The organism is Pelomonas sp. Root1237, from assembly GCF_001425055.1.
Taxonomy (GTDB): domain Bacteria; phylum Pseudomonadota; class Gammaproteobacteria; order Burkholderiales; family Burkholderiaceae_C; genus Pelomonas.
The window spans coordinates 1-21,812 of the sequence record NZ_LMDK01000008.1 but is presented as its reverse complement, the minus strand read 5'-3'; the positions used below and the strand labels follow the sequence as shown (position 1 = coordinate 21,812).

Genomic DNA, 21,812 nt, shown 5'->3' with positions numbered 1-21,812 from the left:
CGCGTGTCCGGTTCTCAAACCTTCCAGTACCAGCCGCGCTTGTCCAGGGCCCACACGATCACGGCCCAAACCGCGACGAAGGCGAGCGCGAACGACAGCGACTGGCCATAAGGCCCGATCAGCGGATTCAACGGCGCGAACACGGTGCGGTACAGCGGCTCCATCCAGCCGGTGGCCGCCAGCAACACGGTGCACATCCAGGCCCCGGCATAGGCGCCGATGGCGTTCAGCCCAAAGGCGCGACCCAAGGGGCGATGGCCGAGACGATCGATCCACTGATGCGCCGCGGCCAGCGCCACAGCCGCCAGGCCGCCGGTCCACAGCACGAAGGACGGCGTCCACAGCTGCTTGTTCCAGGGCAGCCAGCCCGACCACCACCAACCCACGAGCGCCGCCGCAACACCCGTCAACAGCAGGCCTCGTGTCTGATCGCGGCGCAGCAGGCCGCCGCAAAGCAGGCCGAAGATCGTCGTCGCCAGCGCGCCCAGCGTGGACAGAAGGCCCTCGGGGTCGAAGGCGATGCCGGTTGCCGCATCCCATTCATAAGCCCAGCGACCCAGCACGGCGCTATCGATGCGCTGGTTCAGGCTGCCGAGCTTGTCCAGCGTCGGGCTGCCGAACAGCAGCAGCACGCCGTAGCCGATCAGCAAGGCCAGCAGCAAGGTCCACTGCCCGCGTGCACGCAGGTGGAGGGCTGCCACGCCCGCGAACGCAAAGCAAAGGCCTATCCGCTGCAGCACACCCAGCACACGGAACTCGGGCTTGTGCATCAACCACCAGGCCAGCAGATGCAACACCAGGCCCAGACCGACGATGCGCAGGCCGCGCTGGATGACGGCGGCTCGCAGTGGCCCCGGCGCGGCGCCGGCATCCACGCGCGGCCCGAGAGCAAGCGCGGCGGACACGCCGACGATGAAGAGGAAGAACGGGAAGATCAGATCGGTGGGCGTGCAGCCATGCCAGGCCGCGTGCTCCAGCGGCCAGTAGACCGCCCCCCAGTCACCGGGGTTGTTGACCAGCAGCATGGCCGCAACGGCCAGGCCGCGCAGCGCGTCGACCGACGCGATGCGCCGAGAAGACGGCAAGCCGCTCACGGTTGCATCGCGCTCAGGATTTCGCCGTTGTCCTGGCTGAGCTCCCAGGCGAACACGCCCGCCAGGCCCTGCTTCTTCGCGAACGCGACCTTGGCGCGCACGGCGCGTGGGTCGTCGTAGCCGACGAAACGGCCGCCGCCGACCATGGCCCAGGACTGGGTGCGCTTGTCGAAATGCGCCTTCATGCCCGTCAGCGAATCGATGTCCTTGAAAGGCACCGAGCCGTCCTCGTTGGGCCAGGGCTTGGCATAGCGGCCGTCGGCCTTCACGCCGTCGAAGCCGCGGCCATACATGGCGACGCCGGCGACGAGCTTGACAGCCGGCACGCCCTCGCGCTTCAGGTTGGCGACCGACGCCTCCAGGCTGGTGTCGTCGCTGGGCTTGGCGCTGCGCAGCGCAGTGTGGTTGACGGCCTTCTTGGTCCAAGGACCGGCGAAGTCGTAGGTCATCATGAAGACCAGGTCCAGCGACGGCGCCGCGCGGCCCATGGCCATGCGAGCCAACTGCTCCTTGGTCGTGGCAATCGCGGTGGTCAGCGCGTAGCGCTTGCCGACATCGCGACCCAGGGCATCCAGCCCCACGCGCAAATCCTGCATCAGCAGCACGTAGTTCTCGGCATCGGCCGGGCTGCCCAGTGGCACGCCGTTGACCGAGCCGTTGGAACCGGGATGCTCCCAGTCGATGTCCAGGCCGTCGAAGCCCGGGTGGGCACGCAGCCAGTCCACCGAGGACTTGACGAAAGCCGCGCGGCCCTGGGCTGTCGCGGCCAGGTGGAAGAAGGGATCGGAGCCGCCCCAGCCTCCCACCGATGCCAGCACCTGCACCTTGGGGTCGCGGACCTTCAGGCGCTGGAAGGCGGCGGAGAAGATGTCCTGGTCGGCATGCGGTGCGATGCTGAAGTTGGGCTTGCCGGCACAGGCTGTGGCCTCCTTGGCGCGCTCGCCTTCACCGCAGATCAGTAAAAAGGCATAGAGCAGGTGTGTGACACGGCCGGGCTGCAGTTGCTCGACGACGTCGACGCCGCGTTCGGCCAGGATGTAGGTGCCGACGACGGGCTTCGTTTGCGCCTGCGCAAGGGAGGCAGCCAGCGCCAGGGCGGCGATCAGGGTCTTCTTCATAGATTGCATTCGCTCGTCAGGCCGGCATCCGGCACGGTATCGCGGCGGGTCACGCCCTCTTTGCGCAATTGCGCGGCACGGGCCTGCATCGCGGTGGAGCTCAGCGTCTTGCCGGCCTCGTGCAGCACCCAGTCGACCTCAAATTCGTAGTCGCGCGGCGCACCCGCCGTCGCACCGTCTGAAATCCAATGATTGAAGCTGATCGCCATCGGCTTGGCGGGCACATTGCGGCCGGTGTGCTCGCCCATCAATCTGCCGTTGACGTAGTGGCGTGTGCGTGTGGCCTCGACCTGCACGGTCAGCACTTGCCAGCCGTCGAAGGAGCCCTGCACGATGGCGGCCTGGTTGAAAGACTCCCAGGGGTCGATGCGCACCGTGTGCCAGCTGACGCCGTAGAGCCGCGTCTCCGGCTCGCCCCAGCCGCCATGCGGCAGGTATTCGAAGTCGACCTCGCTGAAGTCGGGGTCGTAGTCGTGCTTGAGCGGCCCGGCCAGGAAGAAGCTCTGGACGATGGGGTCGCGTGAGCCCGCCGTGTCGCGAAAGCGCACACGCGCCGTCGTCGTGCCAACCAGGAACTTGCGAGCCGCGCAGAGCTGGGCCAGCGAGGTGTTGGCCGGCGTGCCGTCCGTTGACATCTTCAGCTTGAGCAGTCCGCCGTCCAGCGAGAGCTGGGTGGTGGCGAAGCGTGCACCCGGCAGGCCCGGGTGGCCGGTGCCCTCGCGCAGCACCCAGCCGCTCTGGCGGAGCGCGTCCAGGCTGGTCTGCGAGAAGTCGTCGAAGAACTCGCCAGCGGCGAATGCAGGAGCCGCGGCAACCAGCAACAGCGCCGCGGCCTTCATGCCGGCACCGCCTCGGCCGGCGCGGCCTTGCGCGGCATCGGCACCCACAGCAGCAGCAGCAATGCCGGCAGGCCACAGCCAATCGTCCAGGCGAAGAACTGCTGGTAGCCCATCGCGATCTGGATGTCGCCGCTGATGGACTTGGCGAAGATGAAGCCCAGCTGCATGACGCCCGAACCGAGCGCATAGTGGGCCGTCTGGAAGCGGCCCGGGGCCACGGCCTGCATGATGTACAGGATCATGCCGACGAAGCCGAAGCCATAGCCGAACATCTCGACGCCCACCGCGGCGGCGATGTGCGGCATGTCGGCCGGCAGCTGGCTGGCGAGGTAATAGAAGGTGATGTTGGGCACACTCATGGCCACCAGCAGCAGCGGCATCGCGCGCTGCAGGCTGAGCTTGCTGGTGACCCAGCCACCCAGCACGGACCCGACGAGGAACGCACCCGTGCCCACCCAGCCGTAGACGTCGGCCACCTGGCCGGTCGTCAGGCCGAGCCCCCCCTTGTCGCGCGCTTCCAGCAGGAAGAGCGGGCCGATGGTCTGCACCTGGCCTTCGGCGAAGCGGAACATGACGATGAAGAGCACGGCGCGCCAGATGCCCGGCTTCTGGAAGAAGTCGACGACAACCTCCTTCAGCATTGCGGCCACACCCGAGGCCGTCAGTTCGCTGTGCTCGGTGCTCAGCGTGCCGGGCAGGAAGCGGGCGTTGTAGGTGGCCAGCACGGCCACCAGGCCGGCCAGCGCCAGGAAGACGGTGGACCAGGCGTTGGCTGCACCCATCGTGCCTTCCAGATGGCCCGCCAGCTTCAGGATGACGCCGGTGATGAAGAAGCGCGCGCCGTTGAAGAAGGCGCCCTGCCAGCCGGCATAGGCGGCTTGGCGCTTCTCGTCGAGCGAGGCCATGTAGAGGCCATCGCAGGCGATGTCATGCGTGGCCGACGCATAGGCGATCAGGAAGAGCACGACGATGGCCGCGCCGAACCAGTGCGGCAGATGCAGTGCCAGGGCCATCAGCCCCAGGCCCACGGCGCCGACGTATTGCGCCACGACGACGATCAGCTTCTTGCTGCGCGCGAGTTCCAGGAACGGGCTCCACAGCGGCTTGATGGCCCACGCCAGGCCGAGCACGGCCGTCCAGCGGGCAATCTGGTCGTTCTCGACCCCCAGGTTCTTGAACATCAGGCCCGCGATGAGCATGACGACGAAGAACTGCATGCCCTGCACGAAGTACAGGGTGGGCACCCACCTCATTGGAGTCCGAGCCTGTTCCATCACTGCAGTCCCTGCGGCGCGCGGCCGGTGGCTTGGGCTCGGCCTTCCAGCCAGGCCTTGAGGCCGGTCAGCGCACCGGGCGCAAAGCCCCAGCTCAGCACGGTCGGGCCGGCGACGTCCAGGCTCTGGTAGGGATTCCACAGCGACAGGTGCAGGTCCGGCTGCCACTCGCTCGCGGCCAAGCCGTAGCGGGCGCGGCGCGTAGAGACCAGCACATTGACACGCCCGTCCTTGGGCACGGTGCGCCAGTCGAGCTGGGCGATGTCGTCGACCATCTGGACCTGGGCGTCGCTGAAGGACTCGAACAGGGCCACGGCTTGTCGGCCAGTGGGGCCGGCCTCGGAGACCATGTCGGTCGGCACATCGCCCTGCACGATGACGCGGATGGGTGCATCCAAAGCCGGCGGCCTGGCACCGCGCAGTGCGGTCAGGCCCGCGGCCCAGGCTTCGGCCATCAACGCATGGTCGGCCGCCCGGGCAGCGCTGTCGTCCACGGCGCGGGCCGGGTAGGCGGCGGCGAGGCGGTCCAGGCGGCGATTGGCCGTCTCGCCCTGCTCGGGCGTCAATCGGCCGCTGTTGAAGGCATCGCGTAGCGCGTGGATCGCCACGAGCTGCTCGGCCGGCGAGCCCTGGGCCAGCACCATGTCGGCGCCGGCCTCGATGGCCATGACGGCGGACCTGGCGTAGCCGAAGCGCTCGGCCACGGCCTTCATCATCAGCGCATCGGTGATGACGACGCCGTCATAGCCCCAGTCCTGGCGCAGGATGCCGCCGATCAGCTGCGGCGACAGCGTGGCCGGGCGGTCGGGGTCGATTTGCGGGTAGACGATGTGGGCCGTCATCATGGCCGGCGCCTGCGAGGCCAGTGCCTTGAAGGGCGCCAGCTCCAGTGCGTTCAGCTCGGCACGCGTCTTGTCGACGGTGGGCAGGGCGTGGTGCGAGTCCACATGCGTGTCGCCATGGCCGGGGAAGTGCTTCACGCAGCAGGCCACACCTTCGCGCAGCGAGCCACGCATCCACGCAGCCGCGAGACGGCTGACCTCGACCGGGTCGTTGGAAAAGCTGCGCTCGCCAATGACCGGGTTGGCCGGGTTGTTGTTGACGTCGAGCACCGGCGCGAAATTCCAGTTGATGCCCAGCGACTTCAGCCCGCGCGCCACCGCCGCGCCCACGGCCTCGGCCCGGTCGGCGTCACCGCTCGCGCCCAGCGCCATGGCGGACGGCGGCTGCGGCAGGAAGGTCACGCGGACGACCGCGCCGCCTTCCTGGTCGATACCGATCAGCGCCTCGGGTCCCAGCACGTCGATGAGATCGCGCATCAGCGCCTTGACCTCGCCCTCCGTGCCGATGTTCTTGCGGAACAGGCAGACCGAGCGGATCTTCTGCTCGCGCAGGAAGGCGGCCGTGTCCGCATCGAGCGAAGGGCCGGGGATGTCGACCATCACGAGACGGCCGGGATCAAAGGTGCTCATGATCAATGCGTCTTGGTGACTTTGGCGAGGTTGGGCGGCACATCAGGGTTGAAGCCGCGGGCTCGTGCCAGCGCCTCGACCATGGGATAGAAGCTCTGCACGAGGGCGATGGGATCGAGGTCCTCGTTGCCCGTCGTGACCAGCGGCAGCTCGGCGCCGGGCGTACCGATGGGGGCGGCCAGCAGCACGCGGCCACCACGGCTGCGCATTTCCTCGGCGATGGCCAGCAGGCCGGCCTGGGCCGGGCCGCGCGGCGCGAAGATCAGCAGTGGATAGCCGTCGCGCACCAGGGCCATGGGGCCGTGCTTGACCTCGGCGCCCGAGAAAGCCTCGGCCTGGATACCGCAGGTTTCCTTGAGCTTGAGCGCCGCTTCCATCGCGACGGCCAGGCCCGTGCCACGGCCGAGCACAAAAAGGCGGTCCTCGTTCTGCAGCACCGGCAGCGCGGCGCTCCAATCCAGCTTGGCGGCCCGCTCCAACGCGATGGGCAGCACGTTCAGCGCGGCGCGCAGGGCGTCGTCCTGCTGCCAGGCAGCGACGACGCGGGCGCCGGCCACCAGCTGGGCGATATAGCTCTTCGTAGCGGCCACGCTCTTCTCGGGGCCGGCGTGCAGCTCGAACACGTGTTCCGCCGCGGCCGCGAGCGGCGAGCCGCTGGCGTTGACGAAGGCCACCGTGCGCGCACCGCCTTCGCGGAAGAACTTCGTCGGCGCGATCAGGTCGGGGCTCTGGCCGGACTGCGAGAAGGCCATCGACAGCAGGCCCTGGCAGTGGATGCGGCTCTGGTAGAGCGTGATCAGCGACATCGGCAGCGAGGTGACCAGCCGGCCCAGGCGCGCCATGACGAGGTAGGCCAGGTAGTGAGCCGCATGGTCGGAGCTGCCGCGCGCAATCGTCAGCACGCTGCTGGGCGGCTGCTCCTGCAGCGCCTGGCCCAGGCGGGTATAGCTCAGCGGGTCCGCTGCCAGTTGGCGGGCCACCACGTCCGGCGCGCTCAGCGCCTCTTCAAGCATCAACGACGACATCGATCTCTTCACCTTCTACAAACACGCGCCGCAGATTCAGTGCGGCATCCATCACGACCACATCGGCCCAGGCGCCAGCCTCAAGGCGCCCGCGGTCTGTCAGGCCCAGGTATTCGGCGGCCGCGGTCGACACACGCCGCGACGCTTCGGGCAAGGTCAGGCCCACGGTCTGCACGAGGTTGCGCAGCGCCTGGTCCATCGTCAGGGCGCTGCCGGCCAGCGTGCCGTCGGCCAGGCGCACACCGCCCAGGCATTTCTGCACCGTGTATTCGCCGAGGCGGTATTCGCCGTCGGGCATGCCGGCTGCGGCGGTCGAGTCGGTCACGCAGAACAGGCCGGGGATGCAGCGCAGCGCGACGCGGATGGCGCCGGGGTGCACATGCATGAGGTCGGGGATGAGCTCGGCGTGTTCGCCGTGGGCGAGCGCCGCGCCGACCATGCCGGGCTCGCGGTGGTGCAGGCCGGTCATCGCGTTGAAGAGGTGGGTGAAGCCCGCGGCGCCGGCCTGGAGGGCCGCCACGCCGTCGTCATAGCCGCCATTGCTGTGGCCGATCTGCACGCGGATGCCGGCGTCGCGTAGCGGGCCGATCAGCGCCAGGTGGCCGACCATCTCGGGCGCGATGGTCAGCACCTTGATGGGCGCGAATTCGTTGAGCCGCTGCACCTCTTCCAGCGTCGCGGGGATGGCATGCGCAGGCTGGGCACCGAGTCGATCAGGGCTGATGTACGGGCCTTCGAGATGCACGCCGAGCACGCGGGCCGACTGGCGGCCGCGCTGGCGGCAGACCGGGCCCAGCGCCTTCAGCGCGGCCTCGATCTCGCCGACCGGCGCCGTCATCGTCGTGGCCAGCAGCGCCGTCGTGCCGTGGCGGGCGTGGCGGCGCGCAATCGTCGCGATGGCGTCGCCGCCCTCCATCGTGTCGCGGCCACCGCCGCCATGCACATGGGTGTCGATGAAGCCGGGCAACAGGATGGACCGGCCGCCCTCGCCGGCGCGCGAGACATCGATGGGCGTGCCGCTGACGGCCGCGATGCGGCCGTGGGCGATGTCCAGGTGGCCGGTGATCACGCCCTGGGGCGTGACGATGTCGCCTTCGAGTCGAAGTTTCATCAGTCCCTGCGCATCTCGGCCACGAAGTCGTAGTAGTCGCTTCGGCAATAGGAATGCGTCAGCTCGACGGCCTGGCCCGAGGACAGATAGCCGACCCGCGTGATGAAGAGGACGGCCGCACCTAACGGCACCTCCAGCAGACCGGCCAGCTTCGCGTCCGCGTTCAGCGCGCGGATGTGCTGCAGCGCGCGCACCGGGGCGCGGTCGCCGAGGTGGGTGTAGAGCGAGGCCTCGACCTTTTGCGGGTCGGGCAGCACGGTCTGCGGCAGCACCGAGACTTCGTAGGCCATCACGACCGAGTCGGCCAGGCGCAGGCGCTCCAGGCGGGCGACGCGCTCGCCGCTCTTCAGCTCCAGCGACAGCTGCTCGTCGGGCGCGGCCGGCGTGAAGCCGCGCAGCAGCCAGCGCGAGCTGGGCACGAAGCCTCGCTGGTGCAGTTCTTCCGAGAAGCTGGTCAGGCGCGTCAGCGGCTGCTCCAGCTTGGGCGCGATGTAGTTGCCCGAGCCGCGCTTGCGGATGATGAGCCCCTGCTCGACGAGACGGTCGATGGCCTTGCGCGCGGTGACACGCGACAGCTCGAGCTGCTCGGCCAGCACGCGCTCGCTGGGCAGGGCCTCGTCGGCGTGGAAGACCCCCTCGCGGATGGCCGTCGCCAGGCTCTGCGCGAGCTGCATGTAGAGCGGCGACGCCGCATTGGGATCAGGCTTGAAATTGAAGACGGCGCTCATGCGTGGTTCATTTCTTGTTGTTGAATCAACCAGAGCGCGCCGATGACCGGCTCGCCCTGAGGTTCGACACGGCGAGACTGCAAGGCCGGGCTGAGGCGCGCGCCCAAGCGCAGCGCGATGCTGCCGGCCAGGGCCAGCGGCAGGGTGGGATGGAGGGCGGCAGCGAGGGCGTCGAGCGCACCCGCCGCCTGCGCCAGCAGCACGCTGGCGGCAGGGTCGTTTTCTTCGTGCTCGAAGACCAGGGGCGCCAAGCTGGCATAGCCCCTCTGCCCGGCTTGGGCACAGAAGCCCAGCATTTCTTCGCGCGTCGCGCCGGTCTGGCGCCAGACGGCCTGCACCAGCGGACCGGCCGGGACGCGGCTGTCGTAGGCGGCTTGAGCAAGCTTCATGGCCTGTTGGCCGAGCCACGCCCCACTGCCCTCATCGCCGATTTGCCAGCCCCAGCCGCCCACCATGCGGCGGCTGCCGTCGGGCAGCAAGGCCTCTGCAACCGAGCCGGTGCCTGAAATCAACAGTGCACCGGGCTGGCCGCCATGGGCGCCCAGCAGGGCGACGAGGCCGTCGGTGACCAAACTGAAGCGAGCCACGCCGGGGTTGGCCGCGACAAAGGCCTGCAATTGCGCCGGCACTCCGGTGCCGGACAGGCCCAGGCCGAGGGCGCAATCCTTCAAGGCCAGCCCCGGCACGCCGGCTGCGGCAATGGCCTCGCCGATGGGGCGCCAAGCCTGCGCCGCGCCCTGGCCGAGGGCCGATGCGCCGGCCTCACCGCGGCCGAGAATCCGGCCCTCGACGTCGGCCACGATGGCGCGGGTGCTGGTGCCGCCCCCATCGATGCCGACCCGGTAGCGCGCAGGGCGGCCAGAGTCGCGGGAGGTCAAAAGTGAAGGATTGAGAACGAGGGGCATGATCGACGTGATTCAGTCGATACCACTCTAATACCAACGGTAAGGGCCGTCAATTGGTTTTAAACTGGTCTATGGCCGCTCAAGCAGGCTACGGATTGGCCCCAGTCAGGACGCACCCGCCCTCGGAATCGACAAGAATACCAGTGAGAAACCAACCCGAAACGGCCGCCGTGTTCATTCTTCATCCTGCCGCCAGCGAGGCCCTGGGCGATCTGCTGGGCCGCATTGGCCGCGTCGCGCACCGCCATCCGCGAGCGGCCGACAGGCTGCTCGAATCGCTCGCCGTAAACGCTTTCACGGCCGGCGACACCGCTGTCGGTGTGGATGCACTCTACGCGCGCTTCGGTCTGCTGGAGCCGCGCGGACGTGCACTGGAATTGCTGCCGGCCCTTGAACAAGCCGGTGCGCTGGCAGCCGCCGGACATTTCCCGGTGCAGGCCGCGCGGGTTTGCGAAGCGCTCGGGCGTATTGCCTACCAGCAGGGCGAGTATCAGCTCGCCAGTGAGCAATGGTCGCGGGCGCTGGACCTCGCGGAGGTCAGCGGTCATTTGCAGGCCGGCGTGGCCGCGCGCATTGGCCTCGGACAGATTCATTACGCCCAGGCCGACTGGGCGCGCGGCTTGCGCCAGATGCGTGACGCCGGCGAGCAACTCAAGCTCGGCGGCGGCGACGACAGCTACCTGGCCGCCAAGCTGGCGCTGAACATCGGCGTCGGCAGTTTTGAGACTGGCGACCTGCCCGCCGCCGAGCGCCATTTCAGCCATGGCCTGGCCGCGGCGCGGCGCGGCGGCCACCGCGTCTTCGAGGCCGAGGCGCATTGGCATCTTGCCCGCGCAGCGCTGGCCCGTCAGCGCATGGACTGGGCCGTGGCCGACTGCCGTCTGGCGCTCGACATTGCTGCTCGCCACGGCTACCCCTGGCTGGAGGCGGCCGCCAGCCGCACCTGGACCGAGATCGCCCTGGCCCGCGGCGACAACGCCGCCGCCGTGCGCTCGACCCGCCACGGCCTGGCCCTGGCCCAGCGCATCCAGGCTCGTGCGCAGGCACGCCAGGCCCACCTGCAACTGGCCGAGCTGCTGCAGGCGGAGGGCGATGCCCCCGGCGCACTGGACCACCTCTGGCAACACCTGGCCCTGCAGTCCGAGATCGAGCGCCTCAGCCTGCCCGCTCGCACGACGTTGGCCGCGCCGCCGGCCGAGGAGGCCGGCACGCCGGTCACGCCGGAGGAATTGCTGCTGCATCTGTGCGGCCAGCGCCAGCGCCTGTCCACGGCAACGCCGCCCGAAGCATTGGCTGAGCTGAAGGCGGCGAGCGCCCGCATCCTCGGGCTGGCCAGCGTGATCCGTTGGCCGCTCGGCCAAGGCGGGCTGAGCAACGCTGAGCAGCCGCGCTACGTCGACCTGCTGACCCGCCATGGCGCGCCGCTCGCGCTGCCGGATGCGGCCCTGCATCCCTGCCATGCCGAGCTGTCCGGCCTGCAAGGCGCCGCCGAGGCGCGTATCGAGGTGCCCCTGTATGACGGTGCGCAGCTGGCCGGCGCCCTGTGGCTGGTCGATGCCCGCACGACGCGGGCCTGGACGCGCCAGGAGCTGCTGATCGCCAGCCAACTGGCACTGCTGTTCGAGGTGGTGATCAGAGGCTGAGGCGCGTGGGGCGAGCGCGGCTGTTGAAGAGCAGTCCCGCCTTTCGCTGCCCGGAATCCGGCCGCGTCATCGCCTTTTCACGCCGCACTGTCACAGTGCGGCACTCGTGCACGCCACCTCCTCCGACACCCACTCACTCTGCGCCGCACGCCCCGCCCTGCCGCGCGGCTTCGGCCTCGTCATCGGCGCGCAGTTCGCCTCGGCGCTGGCCGACAACGCCCTGCTCATCGTCGCCATCGCGCTGCTCGCGCAGCAGGGCTTCCCGCTGTGGTGGGCGCCACTGCTGAAGGTGGGCTTCATGGCCGCCTATGTGCTGCTCGCGCCCTGGGTCGGGCCACTGGCCGACGCCTTCGCCAAGGGCCGCGTGATGGCCGCGATGAACCTCGTGAAGATGCTCGGCCTGGCGCTGCTGGCCCTCGGCTTGCACCCGGTGGCGGCGCTGGCGGTGGTCGGCCTGGGCGCTGCGGCCTATGCGCCGGCCAAGTACGGCCTGATCACCGAGATGGCCGCGCCCGAAGCGCTCGTGAAGGCAAATGGCTGGATCGAGATCAGCGTCGTGTCCGCGGCGCTGCTGGGCGCCGTGCTGGGCGGCGCGCTGGTGAGCCCGCTGTGGCTGGCTTCGGGGCTGGCGGACGTGTGCGATGGGCTGAACCTGCCGGCCGACAAGCTGACGGGATCGCTGGCGGCGCTGCTGGTCATCTACGCCGTGTCCAGCCTGTTGAACGCCGGCATCGCAGACAGCGGACGCCGGCAGCGCAGCGTGGCTCACGATCCGGCGACGCTGCTGCGCGAATTCCGCGCTGCCAACCGCACACTCTGGCGCGACCGCGAGGGTGGCTTGTCGCTGGCGGCAACGACGCTGTTCTGGGGCGTCGGGGCGACGCTGCAGTTCGCGGTGTTGAGATGGGCTGGCGAGGCACTCGCGCTGCCCTTGAGCCAGGCAGCCTATCTGCAGGCGGCGGTGGCGGTGGGCGTCATCGGCGGCGCGGCGGCGGCAGGGCGCTGGCTGGCGTTGCACCAGGCGCGGCATGGGCTTTGGGCCGGCATCGCACTGGGCCTGCTGATGCCAGTGGTGGCCGAGGTCAGCGAGGTGGCAACGGCCGCGGTCGTGCTCGCTCTGGTCGGCGCCGTGGGTGGCGCGATGGTCGTGCCCCTGAACGCGCTGCTGCAGCACCGCGGCGCGACGCTGCTGAGCGCGGGGCGGTCCATCGCCGTGCAGGGGTTCAATGAAAACCTGAGCGTGCTGGCGATGCTGGCGACCTATGCCGGCTGCGAAGCCGCGGGTGTGCCGATCGCGGTGACGCTCAGCGGGCTGGGCGTGCTGGTTGCGGGCGCGATTGCAGCGCTGATCTGGGTGGACACCCGCAGCCGCGCCTAGAGGCGCCTCGCGTCAGGCCACGGCCTGCAAACCCGTCAGTCGGAACACCGGCTCGCCGCGCGCGATGGCGCCTTCCAGCACCGATTCGAAACGCGCCGTGATATCGGCCCAATCCAATCGCCTTGCCGTGGCTCGCGCCGCCTCGGCCACCACCCGGCGGGCGTTGGCGTCCATGGCGGCAACGCCCGCCGCCGCGACAAAGGCGTCTTCCTTGCCCGGCCCGGCCAGCCAGCCGTTCACGCCGCTACGGATCAACTCGCCCGCGGCCGCACTCTCGAAGGCGATGACGGCGCAGCCGCTGGCCATGGCCTCGGTCGTCACATTGCCGAAGGTCTCGGTCAGGCTTGCAAACAGGAAGAGGTCCAGTCCGGCGTAATGCGCCGCCAGATCGTCGCCACCGCGCTGTCCTGCAAACACGGCGTCGGGAACACGCGCCGCCAGCTCGGCACGCATCGGCCCGTCGCCGACGAAGACGAGGCGGGCACGCGGTTGCAGCCGCTTCACAGCTTCAAAAGCGGCCAGCACGACGCCAAGGTTCTTCTCGGGGGCCAGGCGGCCGACGTAACCCATGACCAGGTCGTCAGACGCGGCGCCCCAGCTTGCGCGCATCGCAGCGTTGCGTCGCGCCGGATCGAAGCGCTGCGTATCGACACCACGGCCCACCACCGACAGCCGCTCGAAGCCGCGTTCGGCCAGCAGCACGCGCATGGCCTCGGTGGGCACCATGGTTGCGTCGCAGCGGTTATGGAATTTGCGCAGATAGCCCATGATGGGCTTGGACAGCAGGCCCAGGCGGTAGTGCTTGCCGTAGGCATGGAAGTTGGTGCGGTAGTCGGACGTGACGGGCAGCGACAGGTGCTGGGCCGCCTGGAGTGCCGACCAACCCAGCGGCCCTTCGGTCGCGATGTGAACGACGTCGGGACGGCGCAGCGACCACAGCTTCACGAGGCTGCGCTTGCTGGGCACGCCCATGCGCAGGTTGGGATACAGCGGCACGGGCAGGCCCTTGGTCAGGACTTCGTCGATCTCGGGCTTGCCGGTGGGCTGCATGCCCATCCGGGCTGGCTGGCGCGGGCGGATGAGCTGCACGTCGTGGTTGCGGCGGTTCAGACCGTCCACGACGCGAGCCATCGACATGGCGACGCCGTTGACTTCGGGCGGATAGGTCTCCGTCACCACCGCAAGCCGACGCGAATGGCGCGGCGCGGGCAAGTCGTCAACCAGGATGTCGTCGGCGTCGGTTGCGGTTTTCATGCGCGCATGGTCGGCAGCGTTTGCAACAGCACGATGACAACCGGACCGTCACGCCGATTTCACGCAAGCAGCCCACCATCGCGCTGCTTGCCACCCAAATACGAGGACGGGACGTGAACGAGTTCTTTCAAACCCTGAAGACCCAGCGCTGGGACGACCACCGCTACTACCACCACAGCCGCATCAACCAGAGCCTGCACCTGATCAGCGCCTTGAGCTTCCTGGTGTCGTATGCGCTGTTGTTCGTGAATCCCGCGTGGTCGGCACTGCTGGCTTGGTGCGTATCGATGACGACGCGCCAGGCGGGTCACTTCTTCTTCGAGCCGCGTGGCTATGACGAGGTGAACAAGGCTACCGACGAGTACAAGGAAGAGATCAAGATTGGCTACAACATCCGCCGCAAGATCGTGCTGATGTCGGTCTGGGTGGCACTGCCGCTGGTGCTGTGGCTGTCGCCGTCGCTGGGCGGTTTGATCCAGCCTGCCGTAGGCCTGCAGGGCTTTATCGAGGACGTCGGCATGGCCTGGTTCTGCCTGGGCGTGACGGGCCTGGTGTTCCGCGTCGTGCAGCTGTGGGTCACGCAGAACCTGATGCAGGGCCTGGCCTGGGGTTTCAAGATCATCACCGACCCCTTTCACGACGTGATGCTGTACTGGAAGGCGCCCCTGTTCCTGTTGCGCGGCCAGCTGATCGATCCGATGGACCACGTGGGCCAGCAGGCGCATTGAGCTGATGGACGAGACCCTCACTCTTTCGGCGCTGGCCCTGGGCGTGCTCGCGCTGTTGCCGGCGGTCAAACGGCGCATCGAGCTGTCGCGGGCCAAGCACCGCTCACTGGCCGGGCACTCGCGCATGGCCAAGCGCTTGGCGCGCTGGGTGCCGGGCTATGCCTACGACGAGGCGCAGTTTTTCGCCGCTGACGGCGCACCGACGGAAGTTGCTGCCCAACGGCGTGCCGCACTGCAGCGCCTGGGCGCCGAGTTCGACAGCCGCTTCGCGAAGACGCTCGCGGCCACCGAACAAGCGCGCGACACCATTTCTGATCTGCGCTTCACGGGCCGCTACCGCGTGCCCTTCCAGTTCAGCCCGGTGCTGCGCGAGCGTCTGAAGGTGGGCGCCTTCCTGCAGCACAGCGAAGGCGTGCAGGTTGAGGACCTGGATGGCAATCGCCTCTACGACCTGACCGGCTCCTACGGCGTCAACGTGCTGGGCTACGACGCCTACAAGGAATGCATCGACGAAGCAGCAGCCATGGTCCGTGATCTGGGCCCGGTGCTTGGCGCCTACCACCCCTGCGTGCTGGACGTGCTGTCGCGTCTGAAGGCCATCTCCGGGCAGGACGAGGTGAGCTTTCACATGTCCGGCACGGAGGCGGTCATGCAGGCCGTGCGGCTGGCGCGGTATCACACGAAGAAGAAGCGCCTGGTGCGCTTTGCCGGCGCCTACCACGGCTGGTGGGAGGACGTGCAGCCCGGCCCGGGCAACCCGCTGCCGCCGCGCGAGACTTTCACGCTGCAGGACATGGCCGAGCGTTCGCTCAAGGTGCTGGCGACGCGCCGCGACATCGCCTGCGTGCTGGTCAATCCGCTGCAGGCACTTCATCCCAACGCGAGTGCGCCGGGTGACTCCGCGCTGATCGACGGCAGCCGCCGCGCGAGCTACGACCGCGGGGCCTACACCGCGTGGCTGAAGAAGCTCCGCGAGGTCTGCACGGCGCGTGGCATCGTGCTGATCTTCGACGAGGTGTTCGTGGGCTTTCGCCTCGCACCGGGCGGCGCGCAGCAGTACTTCGGCGTCAAGGCCGACCTCGTCACTTACGGCAAGACGCTGGGCGGTGGGCTGCCGGTAGGGGTCGTGTGCGGCAGCCGCCTGCTGATGCAGCGCTATCGCGAGGACCGGCCGGCCGACATTTGTTTTGCGCGCGGCACCTTCAATGCTCACCCCTATGTGGTCGCAGCGATGGCATCCTTCCTGAAGCGCATCGAACGCCCCGAGGTCCGCTCGCTGTACGACGGCCTCGACGAGCGCTGGAACGCGCGCTGCGCGCAATTCAACGCTCGCTTACAGACGGCCGGCGCGCCTGTGCGCATGGCCAATCTGTCGACGATCTGGACCGTGATGTACGACCAGCCCGGCCGCTACCACTGGATGCTGCAGTTCTATCTGCGCAAGCACGGCCTGGCGCTGAGCTGGGTGGGTACGGGGCGGCTGATCTTCAGCCTGAACTACAGCGACGCCGAGTTCGCCGAGGTTATGGACCGCTTCATCGCCGCGTGCGGCGAGATGCGTGCTGACGGCTGGTGGTGGACTGCGCCCGAGCTGACCGCCAAGGCCATCCGCCGCGGCGTTTTCCGCGAGATGCTGGAGCAGAAGTTCTGATGAAAGACCGCGAAGCATCGCCCGCGCTGCGCGTCGGGATGAATGACCACGCGCGGCCCCGCCGGGGATGGTTCAAACGCCTCGTGGCGCAGGAAGACTTGAACTTCCTGCTGACCAACCGCGTGCCGCGGATCGCGCTCACGCGGATGATGGGCCGCTTCTCCCGCATCGAGAGCCCGTGGCTGACGCGGCTGACCATTGCCGTCTGGCGGATGTTCACGCCGCTGGACCTGAGCGAGGCCAAGCAGCAGAACTTTCGCTCGCTGAAGGACTGCTTCACACGCGAGCTGAGACCCGGCTCACGCGTGTTCGACGCGCGGCCTGAAATCTTTGCAAGCCCCAGCGACGCCATCGTCGGCGCGACCGGCGTCGTCGAACGCGGGCAGGTCTACCAGGCCAAGGGGTTTCCATATTCGACCGAGGAGCTGTTTGGGCCGACCCAGGATGCCAGCGTCTTCGAAGGCGGCCGCTTCGTCACACTGCGGCTGACGTCGGCGATGTACCACCGCTTCCACGCCCCGGCGGACGGCACGGTGGAGCATGTGACCTATCTGAGCGGAGACACGTGGAACGTGAATCCGGTGGCACTGAAGCGTGTGGAACGGCTGTTCTGCCGCAACGAGCGCGCCGTGGTGCGCATGACGCTCTCAAGCGGTCATCCGATCGCGCTGGTGCCTGTCGCGGCCATCCTGGTGGCCAGCATCCGCCTGCACTTCCTCGACGTGCTGCTGCATCTCGGCCGCAAGGGTGCGAACGAGATGCCTTGCTCGGCGCCGCACGTGAAAGGCCAGGAGATGGGCTGGTTCGAGCACGGTTCGACCATCATCGTCTTCGTGCCCAAGGGCTTTGATCTGGCCGAGGGCATTGCCCCGGGCGTGCAGATCCGCGCCGGCCAGGCATTGCTCAGGCTGAGCTGACCGTATCCGGTGCCGCGGCCTTCGCGGCTGCCGGCATTGGCAGCGCCACAGGCACGGTCTTCGGCGCAGGCAGCATGCCGGGCAATGCCGCTTCGTCGCCTCGGTCGATGATCTCCAGCCGGCCGTCGAAGTGCTCGACGAGGGCTGTCAGGCTCTCCACCCAATCGCCGTCATTGCAGTAAAGGATGCCGTCGATCTCGCGGATCTCCGCATGATGAATGTGGCCGCAGACAACGCCGTGCGCACCGCGCTTCCTGGCCTCACGGGCAACGGCGTTTTCGAACTCGTTGATGTAGCTGACCGCGCGCTTGACCTTGTGTTTCAGATAGCGCGACAGGCTCCAGTACGGCAGGCCGCATTTGGCGCGGATGCGGTTGAACCAGCGGTTGACCTTGAGCGTGAACTCGTAGGCCAGGTCGCCGGCAATAGCCAGCCAGCGCGCGCACTGGATGACGCCGTCATACAGGTCACCATGCGTGACCCACAACCGCTTGCCGTCGGCCGTCACGTGCATGGCTTCCTCCATCACATCCACGCCGCCGAAGTTGTGCGCGAGGTATTTGCGCGCGAACTCGTCATGGTTGCCGGGGATGAAGATGACCCGTGTGCCCTTGCGTGCCTTGCGCAGCAGTTTCTGCACGACGTCGTTATGCGCCTGCGGCCAGTACCAGGAGCGGCGCAGCTGCCAGCCGTCGATGATGTCGCCGACGAGGTAGAGCGTCTCGCACTCGACGTCGCGCAGGAAGTCGAGCAGGGCCTTGGCCTGGCAGCCAGGCGTGCCCAGGTGCAGGTCCGAGATCCAGACGGTTCGCACCGACAGCGTGGGCGTGTCGGCGGCAGCGGAGTCTTGCGTCGTCGGCATGGCGGGCATGCTGCCCGTATGTCATGACGCGAGCGTGAACATCCTCAGGCCAGTCCCTTGAACGGGCCGCTGCCCAGCCAACGCTCGATCTGGGCCTGGCGGTCGTTGCCCCAGAAGGGTTCGCCGTCGACGATGAAATGAGGCGCACCAAACACGCCAGCGGCAATGGCGGCGTCGTTCTCGGCTTTGAGGCGGTTCTTCCAGACCGGGTCGCTCCAGGCGGCCTCGGCCGCGTCGGCATCAATGCCGGAATCGGCCAGCAGCCCCTTCAGTGCCTCAACATCATTGAGCAAGACACCGCGCGTGAAATAGGCGCGCAGCCCGGCGTGCGCCCAGGCGACGGCGCGGGCCGGGTCCTGATCACTCAGCCACCAGAACACACGCGCCGCGTTCTGCGTCGCGATCGGAAAGGCATCGGGCTGACGGTAGGGCAGTCCGGCGAAATGGGCCGAGCGCTCGAAGTCACGCAGCGTGTAGTCGCGCTTGATGGGGTGGGCGACGGGCGACTTCAGTTCGGCGGCCTGAAAGGTCACGCCCAGCAGGATGGCATGCCATTGCACGCGCCGGCCATGCCGGGCGGCGACGGCCTCGACCCACTCCGAGGCGATGTAGGAATAGGGCGAGGAGAAGTCGAAATAGAACCGCACCGGCGCGCGCAGCACGGCCGTGTTGTCGGCAAGAAAGCGGTCGTCGATCATGACGCGACCTTAGCCGCGCCCAAGCGTGCACCGCAGCGGTGCTTACGCCGAGTGCAAGCGTGCTGCAAGCCGAGGTGTCGCGGCTTCGATGGGCTCGAGCAGGCGCGGCCAAAGCTTGGCACCCAGGTCACGTCGGAAGGGGCCGAAATGCTCGATCTTGCTGACGCCCAGATCGGCCGGAGCGACGGCATGGCGCTGCACGCGCGCGGCGCTGAAATGGCCGGCCAGCGCGTCGACGGCGGCGGCCGGACCGAAAAGATGGTCGTCGGTGACGCTCCACAGATGCGCCGGGCCGGTAAACCGGTGGTAGCTCCGCTCGCGCGCCAGGCTTTCGTCGCCGAACAGGAAGCCGGGCTTTCGCCCCCACGCGGCCCATTCGAGCGCCGCGGCAGCAGGCAGCTTCTCGGCGCGCGGGCCGAGCATGCGGCCGGGCGCATGGCCGAACAGCCTCACTGCGACCGGCAGCATCAGATGGAAGAACAGCCAGGCCTGCAGGCGCGCGAAGCCCGACCAATGCCCCAGGTAGGCCACCTGGGCCGCAACGCCAAGCAGCGCATCCACCTTGTCCTCGAAGCCGGGCACGAGGCCGACCGAGTTGCCGCCCAGCGAATGCCCGACCCACAGCAGGCCGAGTTCGCGGCGCTGGGCCGCAGCCTCCTCGCGCCGACGCTTGTCTGCCGCGTGCAAGGCTGCGCCCATGTCCACCCGAGCCCAATCCCGCAGGCGCACGTCCTCGCCGGGCTGCAGGGCCTCGCGCGAGGCAGCGATGCCTCGATAGTCGAAGCTCAACACGGCATAGCCGCGCCTGGCCAGCCACTCCGCGAAGTGGCGGTAATAGCTGGCCGGCACCGCCGTTGCGGCCCCTATCACGGCCACCGCGCGCACGCCGACGGCATGCGGGGGCTCAAACCACTGCGCCGCAAGCAGGCGGCCATCGCTGCAACGCAGCGGCGTCGGACAGACACGCACCTGCAGGTCGCGGGCGTGGGTGTCGTCCAGGTCCAGTGCACTTGTCGCCGGAATGGGCAGCGGCAGCGCATCGGCAGGGGTCAAGGGAAGGCTGTTCATCGGAACCTCGGGTCAGCGCGCTTGTGGCGGCGGTGGAGGCAGTCTAGATTGGCAACTTTTCAAGCAGTAGATCGTCCACAAGCCCCAGATCGTCAACAAAATGTCGACAAAGAACCCCGTCCCGCCTGGCGTCGGCCGACGCCGCCAGACCGCTGCCGAAGAGGCTTTGGACGCGAATGCGCTGGAGCTTTTCGCACGCATTGCCCAGGCCGGCAGCTTTGCCCAGGCGGCGCGGGACCTCGGGCTGACACGCGCGGCGATCAGCCGCCGCATTGCGGCTATCGAGAACGCAGTCGGCCTGGCGCTGTTCGCCCGCAGCACGCGCAGCCTGGGCCTGACGGAGGCCGGCCGGCGCCTCCACGCCCGTGCCCGCGCCGTTCGTGATGCGGCAGAGAGCGCCCGCCTGGCCCTGCGGCACGCGCGCGACCAGCTCGACGGCACGATCCGCATCAGCGCCACCGCCGGTTTTGGCCGGCATGTGCTCGCGCCTTTGCTCGCGCGCTTCCAACTGCTGCACCCGGCCGTGCGCTACGAACTCTTCTTCACGGATCGCCGCGTGGACTTGATGCGCGAAGGGCTGGACATCGCGTTCCGCGTCACCAGCAAGCCACCCGAGCAATGGGTCGCCCAGCCGGTGCTGCCGTTTGTGGTCCGCGTCTACGGTCGCGGCCGACACACATCTGCGCAAGAGCCCCAGGATCTCGCCAACGCACCCCTGCTGCTGCTGGGCCAGGGAGAGGAGCCCGTCGTCACCGAGTGGCAGCACGACGATGGACGACGGCAGAGCGTGTCGCTGCAGGCGGTGGCCTGGGGCAGCGACCTGGACGGGCTTGTTGCTCTGGCGCGCCACGGCGCCGGATTGGTCATCGCACCGGATTTCTGCGTGGAGCCGCTGCGGGCGCTGCAGGATGAGGACGACGCTGCGGCCGGGACGCCGAGCTTGGGCTCGTTGACGGCAGCTGCGCTGGTCGACGTGCTGCCCGGATGGCGCATGCTGGCCGGTATTGACACTGTGCAAGCGTTGACCCTGCCGCTGCCTAGCGGCTCGGAAACCGCACGTGCGTTGGTTCGCTTCGTGCGGCAGTCGCTGGGCGGCGGTCGCGCGTGAGGGACTAAGGTGACTGAGCGGACGCCACCGATTACAAATCGTCTTGATGAGAGGCGGGGGACCCGATGAGCCGGCCGCGCTACCTGTTCATGGCCTGCCCGTCGGCTGACGCAGGAGACTGCATCGAAACGGCAATTCAGGGACTCCATTTGGACCAGCGGTTGCGCACCTTGTTGGTTGCGCGCGCCAACTGGCATCAGTCACTGTCGGGTCGCTATTGGCCGGACGAGATGCTGGAGGTGGAACAACTCCTGCTGCGGGCGGGTGGCTTGATCGCGGCGCACGCTGTCACCATGACGCTCAGCTGGATTGTCAGCAACGAAGGCTATTCCGCATTGAAGCCGAGAGGGATGCCGGCCGGATTCGTCGATCTGCTACGTGCCATCAACGCCGCGCTCGCAAAGCAAGGGCTCAGCGCGTCGGCGCAGGACGCGCCGCACATCACCCTCAGCTATCTCGCCGCAATCGCCGATGCGCCCATCGCGATAGAACCCATCGACTGGACCATCGATCGCGTGCTGCTTGTCCGCAGCGAGGGTGACGGGGCGGGCTACCGCTACAGCGAAGTCGCGAGTTGGGAACTGCCTGCGGCGCCCCTGGCTCCGCAAATTGATTTGTTTTGAGTGGGCCTGAATTGGCGCCACCAATTCAATACGGCAACAGCCCCCAACGGGCATCCGAAATCTGCCCATGTCGGCAGGCGGCAGGCGGCATTGCTCATCACCGCCCGATTCGTTTGCCGCGCACTCTTGAATCCGGCTGAATATTCAAATCACCCAAAAACAAAACCCCTCACAGCCTGAGCTGGAGGGGTTTTGAGGGGTAAATAGCCTGACGATGACCTACTTTCACACGGGAATCCGCACTATCATCGGCGCTGGCTCGTTTCACTGTCCTGTTCGGGATGGGAAGGAGTGGGACCAAGTCGCTATGGTCGTC

20 protein-coding genes and 1 rRNA gene are annotated in these 21,812 nt (G+C 68.2%); 7 read left to right on the top strand and 14 right to left on the bottom strand.

Annotated features, from left to right (window positions below; genetic code table 11):
• Nucleotides 1-14: 14 nt before the first annotated feature.
• Genes ASC91_RS07590 through ASC91_RS07550 form a run of 9 tightly spaced genes read right to left on the bottom strand, consistent with a single transcriptional unit; the run spans nucleotide 15 to nucleotide 9,566 of the window.
• The gene (locus tag ASC91_RS07590) at nucleotides 15-1,094 is read right to left on the bottom strand and encodes an acyltransferase family protein (RefSeq protein ID WP_082532510.1); all 1,080 of its coding nucleotides are present in this window, start codon (nucleotides 1,092-1,094) and stop codon (nucleotides 15-17) included.
• A complete protein-coding gene (locus tag ASC91_RS07585) occupies nucleotides 1,091-2,212 on the bottom strand; it encodes a glycoside hydrolase family 18 protein (RefSeq protein WP_056194643.1) in 1,122 nt (373 codons plus the stop codon). The genes ASC91_RS07590 and ASC91_RS07585 overlap by 4 nt, the downstream gene beginning before the upstream one ends.
• Nucleotides 2,209-3,051 carry a glycoside hydrolase family 16 protein gene (locus ASC91_RS07580; RefSeq protein WP_157281288.1) on the bottom strand — a complete coding sequence of 281 codons (843 nt, stop codon included), beginning with the start codon at nucleotides 3,049-3,051 and terminating at the stop codon, nucleotides 2,209-2,211. The genes ASC91_RS07585 and ASC91_RS07580 overlap by 4 nt, the downstream gene beginning before the upstream one ends.
• The gene (locus ASC91_RS07575) at nucleotides 3,048-4,304 is read right to left on the bottom strand and encodes an MFS transporter (protein WP_235531895.1); all 1,257 of its coding nucleotides are present in this window, start codon (nucleotides 4,302-4,304) and stop codon (nucleotides 3,048-3,050) included. The genes ASC91_RS07580 and ASC91_RS07575 overlap by 4 nt, the downstream gene beginning before the upstream one ends.
• A gap of 20 nt (nucleotides 4,305-4,324) precedes the next feature.
• Nucleotides 4,325-5,797, bottom strand: a complete 1,473-nt coding sequence (gene nagZ / locus ASC91_RS07570) for a beta-N-acetylhexosaminidase (protein WP_235531894.1) — start codon at nucleotides 5,795-5,797, stop codon at nucleotides 4,325-4,327.
• Nucleotides 5,798-5,799: 2 nt separating this feature from the next.
• A complete protein-coding gene (locus ASC91_RS07565) occupies nucleotides 5,800-6,822 on the bottom strand; it encodes an SIS domain-containing protein (protein WP_200955242.1) in 1,023 nt (340 codons plus the stop codon).
• Nucleotides 6,803-7,933, bottom strand: coding sequence for an N-acetylglucosamine-6-phosphate deacetylase (gene nagA / locus ASC91_RS07560; RefSeq protein ID WP_056194629.1), 1,131 nt, complete (start codon nucleotides 7,931-7,933; stop codon nucleotides 6,803-6,805). The genes ASC91_RS07565 and nagA overlap by 20 nt, the downstream gene beginning before the upstream one ends.
• On the bottom strand, nucleotides 7,933-8,661 hold the full coding sequence (locus ASC91_RS07555; protein WP_056194626.1) for a GntR family transcriptional regulator: 729 nt from the start codon (nucleotides 8,659-8,661) through the stop codon (nucleotides 7,933-7,935). Before ASC91_RS07555 ends, nagA begins: the two co-directional genes overlap by 1 nt.
• A complete protein-coding gene (locus ASC91_RS07550) occupies nucleotides 8,658-9,566 on the bottom strand; it encodes a BadF/BadG/BcrA/BcrD ATPase family protein (protein WP_082532508.1) in 909 nt (302 codons plus the stop codon). Before ASC91_RS07550 ends, ASC91_RS07555 begins: the two co-directional genes overlap by 4 nt.
• Before the next feature lie 170 nt (nucleotides 9,567-9,736).
• On the opposite strand from ASC91_RS07550, the gene ASC91_RS07545 reads away from it, so the two are divergent.
• Both ASC91_RS07545 and lplT read left to right on the top strand, forming a co-directional pair.
• A complete protein-coding gene (locus ASC91_RS07545) occupies nucleotides 9,737-11,209 on the top strand; it encodes a GAF domain-containing protein (protein ID WP_157281285.1) in 1,473 nt (490 codons plus the stop codon).
• Between the two features lie 106 nt (nucleotides 11,210-11,315).
• Nucleotides 11,316-12,587: a lysophospholipid transporter LplT gene (gene lplT, locus ASC91_RS07540; RefSeq protein ID WP_235531893.1), complete on the top strand. Its 1,272-nt coding sequence runs from the start codon at nucleotides 11,316-11,318 to the stop codon at nucleotides 12,585-12,587.
• A 12-nt stretch (nucleotides 12,588-12,599) separates the two neighbouring features.
• Here lplT and ASC91_RS07535 read toward each other — a convergent pair whose 3' ends face one another.
• A complete protein-coding gene (locus ASC91_RS07535) occupies nucleotides 12,600-13,841 on the bottom strand; it encodes a glycosyltransferase family 1 protein (protein ID WP_056194617.1) in 1,242 nt (413 codons plus the stop codon).
• A gap of 113 nt (nucleotides 13,842-13,954) precedes the next feature.
• On the opposite strand from ASC91_RS07535, the gene ASC91_RS07530 reads away from it, so the two are divergent.
• From ASC91_RS07530 to asd, 3 genes are read left to right on the top strand one after another with little or no spacing between them, the layout of a single operon-like run.
• The gene (locus tag ASC91_RS07530) at nucleotides 13,955-14,569 is read left to right on the top strand and encodes an Mpo1-like protein (RefSeq protein WP_056194663.1); all 615 of its coding nucleotides are present in this window, start codon (nucleotides 13,955-13,957) and stop codon (nucleotides 14,567-14,569) included.
• A gap of 4 nt (nucleotides 14,570-14,573) precedes the next feature.
• Nucleotides 14,574-16,220: an aminotransferase class III-fold pyridoxal phosphate-dependent enzyme gene (locus ASC91_RS07525; protein ID WP_056194614.1), complete on the top strand. Its 1,647-nt coding sequence runs from the start codon at nucleotides 14,574-14,576 to the stop codon at nucleotides 16,218-16,220.
• Complete coding sequence (asd, locus tag ASC91_RS07520) at nucleotides 16,220-17,137, top strand: archaetidylserine decarboxylase (protein ID WP_235531891.1); 918 nt, start codon at nucleotides 16,220-16,222, stop codon at nucleotides 17,135-17,137. Before ASC91_RS07525 ends, asd begins: the two co-directional genes overlap by 1 nt.
• On the opposite strand, the gene ASC91_RS07515 is transcribed toward asd, so the two are convergent.
• Genes ASC91_RS07515 through ASC91_RS07505 form a run of 3 tightly spaced genes read right to left on the bottom strand, consistent with a single transcriptional unit; the run spans nucleotide 17,124 to nucleotide 19,765 of the window.
• Entirely contained in the window at nucleotides 17,124-18,008 is an 885-nt protein-coding gene (locus tag ASC91_RS07515) for a UDP-2,3-diacylglucosamine diphosphatase (RefSeq protein WP_056194611.1), read from the bottom strand. The genes asd and ASC91_RS07515 overlap by 14 nt on opposite strands.
• Nucleotides 18,009-18,043: 35 nt before the next feature.
• Nucleotides 18,044-18,697 carry a 2-hydroxychromene-2-carboxylate isomerase gene (locus ASC91_RS07510; protein WP_056194608.1) on the bottom strand — a complete coding sequence of 218 codons (654 nt, stop codon included), beginning with the start codon at nucleotides 18,695-18,697 and terminating at the stop codon, nucleotides 18,044-18,046.
• A gap of 42 nt (nucleotides 18,698-18,739) precedes the next feature.
• Complete coding sequence (locus ASC91_RS07505; RefSeq protein ID WP_056194605.1) at nucleotides 18,740-19,765, bottom strand: serine aminopeptidase domain-containing protein; 1,026 nt, start codon at nucleotides 19,763-19,765, stop codon at nucleotides 18,740-18,742.
• A gap of 100 nt (nucleotides 19,766-19,865) precedes the next feature.
• Between ASC91_RS07505 and ASC91_RS07500 the strand changes: the two genes are divergently transcribed.
• Together ASC91_RS07500 and ASC91_RS07495 are read left to right on the top strand one after the other, a co-directional pair.
• Nucleotides 19,866-20,873, top strand: a complete 1,008-nt coding sequence (locus ASC91_RS07500; RefSeq protein ID WP_056194603.1) for a LysR family transcriptional regulator — start codon at nucleotides 19,866-19,868, stop codon at nucleotides 20,871-20,873.
• A gap of 65 nt (nucleotides 20,874-20,938) precedes the next feature.
• A complete protein-coding gene (locus ASC91_RS07495; RefSeq protein ID WP_056194600.1) occupies nucleotides 20,939-21,496 on the top strand; it encodes a 2'-5' RNA ligase family protein in 558 nt (185 codons plus the stop codon).
• A 206-nt stretch (nucleotides 21,497-21,702) separates the two neighbouring features.
• Here the strand turns inward: ASC91_RS07495 and rrf are convergent.
• Nucleotides 21,703-21,812: ribosomal RNA gene (gene rrf, locus ASC91_RS07490) — 5S ribosomal RNA — on the bottom strand; the annotation flags it as partial.

What these genes read in the sequence shown, in the direction of transcription:
- ASC91_RS07525 (WP_056194614.1), top strand. Translation starts at nt 14,574, where the DNA reads ATGGACGAGACCCTCACTCTTTCGGCGCTGGCCCTGGGCGTGCTCGCG.
- ASC91_RS07510 (WP_056194608.1), bottom strand. Translation starts at nt 18,697, where the DNA reads ATGATCGACGACCGCTTTCTTGCCGACAACACGGCCGTGCTGCGCGCG.
- ASC91_RS07495 (WP_056194600.1), top strand. Translation starts at nt 20,939, where the DNA reads ATGAGCCGGCCGCGCTACCTGTTCATGGCCTGCCCGTCGGCTGACGCA.
- nagA (WP_056194629.1), bottom strand. Translation starts at nt 7,933, where the DNA reads ATGAAACTTCGACTCGAAGGCGACATCGTCACGCCCCAGGGCGTGATC.
- ASC91_RS07500 (WP_056194603.1), top strand. Translation starts at nt 19,866, where the DNA reads ATGTCGACAAAGAACCCCGTCCCGCCTGGCGTCGGCCGACGCCGCCAG.
- ASC91_RS07535 (WP_056194617.1), bottom strand. Translation starts at nt 13,841, where the DNA reads ATGAAAACCGCAACCGACGCCGACGACATCCTGGTTGACGACTTGCCC.
- ASC91_RS07550 (WP_082532508.1), bottom strand. Translation starts at nt 9,566, where the DNA reads ATGCCCCTCGTTCTCAATCCTTCACTTTTGACCTCCCGCGACTCTGGC.
- ASC91_RS07580 (WP_157281288.1), bottom strand. Translation starts at nt 3,051, where the DNA reads ATGAAGGCCGCGGCGCTGTTGCTGGTTGCCGCGGCTCCTGCATTCGCC.
- ASC91_RS07505 (WP_056194605.1), bottom strand. Translation starts at nt 19,765, where the DNA reads ATGAACAGCCTTCCCTTGACCCCTGCCGATGCGCTGCCGCTGCCCATT.
- ASC91_RS07565 (WP_200955242.1), bottom strand. Translation starts at nt 6,822, where the DNA reads ATGTCGTCGTTGATGCTTGAAGAGGCGCTGAGCGCGCCGGACGTGGTG.
- ASC91_RS07585 (WP_056194643.1), bottom strand. Translation starts at nt 2,212, where the DNA reads ATGAAGAAGACCCTGATCGCCGCCCTGGCGCTGGCTGCCTCCCTTGCG.
- ASC91_RS07575 (WP_235531895.1), bottom strand. Translation starts at nt 4,304, where the DNA reads ATGAGGTGGGTGCCCACCCTGTACTTCGTGCAGGGCATGCAGTTCTTC.
- asd (WP_235531891.1), top strand. Translation starts at nt 16,220, where the DNA reads ATGAAAGACCGCGAAGCATCGCCCGCGCTGCGCGTCGGGATGAATGAC.
- ASC91_RS07555 (WP_056194626.1), bottom strand. Translation starts at nt 8,661, where the DNA reads ATGAGCGCCGTCTTCAATTTCAAGCCTGATCCCAATGCGGCGTCGCCG.
- nagZ (WP_235531894.1), bottom strand. Translation starts at nt 5,797, where the DNA reads ATGAGCACCTTTGATCCCGGCCGTCTCGTGATGGTCGACATCCCCGGC.
- ASC91_RS07515 (WP_056194611.1), bottom strand. Translation starts at nt 18,008, where the DNA reads ATGCCCGCCATGCCGACGACGCAAGACTCCGCTGCCGCCGACACGCCC.